Genomic DNA, 1035 nt, shown 5'->3' with positions numbered 1-1035 from the left:
ATGGTCCTGGACCACCAGGGCGAGCACAGCTCCCAGTGGGCGGCGATCACGTCGGTGGCCGGGAAGATCGGCTGCAAGGCGGAGACGCTGCGGACGTGGGTCCGCCGTGCCGAGCGCGACAGCGGGCTGCGGCCCGGGCTGACGACCGACGAGCAGGCGCGGATCAAGGCCTTGGAGCGCGAGGTGCGGGAGCTGCGCCAGGCCAACGAGATCCTGCGCAAGGCGTCGGCGTTTTTTGCCCAGGCGGAGCTCGACCGCCGGTACAAGTCCTGAAGGACTTCATCGACCAGAACCGAGACGCCTACGGGGTCGAGCCGATCTGCAAGGTGCTGCCGATCGCCCCGTCGACGTACTACGAACACGCCAGCCGCCAGGCCGACCCGGCGCGCCAGCCCGCGCGCTGGCATCGCGAGCAGGTCCTGGCGCCCGTGATCGACCGGGTCTGGCAGGAGAATCGCCAGGCCTACGGGGCGCGCAAGGTGTGGCGGCAGCTGCACCGGGAAGGCGTGAAGGTGGCCCGCTGCACGGTGGAGCGGCTGATGCGCCGCGCCGGCCTGCAGGGCGTGGTGCGCGGCAAGCCGCGCAAGTGGATCGGCCAGGAGTTGGTCGAGGAGAAGCCGATGGACCTGGTGAAGCGGCAGTTCAGGGCTGACCGGCCGAACGCGCTGTGGGTGAGCGACTTCACTTATGTGCCGACCTGGCAGGGCTTCGTGTACGTGGCCTTCGTGATCGACGTGTTCGCCCGGCGGATCGTCGGCTGGCGGGCCAGTTCTTCGCAGCAGACGCAGTTCGTGCTCGACGCGCTCGAGCAGGCCGTGTGGGCACGTCGGCCCGGCGAGAAGGCCCTGATCCACCATTCCGATCGCGGCAGCCAGTACCTGTCGATCCGCTACACGGACCGGCTCATCGAAGCTGGCATCGAGCCGTCGGTGGGCAGTGTGGGCGACAGCTACGACAACGCGCTGGCCGAAACCGTGATCGGGCTGTTCAAGGCCGAGGTGACCCACCGGCGCTCGTGGCGCAGCCGCGAAGAGG

General features: G+C 69.4%; 1 pseudogene and 1 other annotated feature. The pseudogene reads left to right on the top strand.

Features of this window, described 5'->3' with window-relative positions:
* A pseudogene (locus tag N790_RS05655) lies at positions 1–1035 on the top strand (IS3 family transposase); the annotation flags it as partial.
* Positions 228–344 (top strand) — a sequence feature (AL1L pseudoknot). It overlaps the preceding pseudogene by 117 nt.

Source organism: Arenimonas malthae CC-JY-1, from assembly GCF_000747075.1.
Taxonomy (GTDB): Bacteria; Pseudomonadota; Gammaproteobacteria; order Xanthomonadales; family Xanthomonadaceae; genus Arenimonas; species Arenimonas malthae.
Note: the sequence above shows the minus strand (reverse complement) of the source record. Positions and strands in the feature narration are given on the sequence as shown.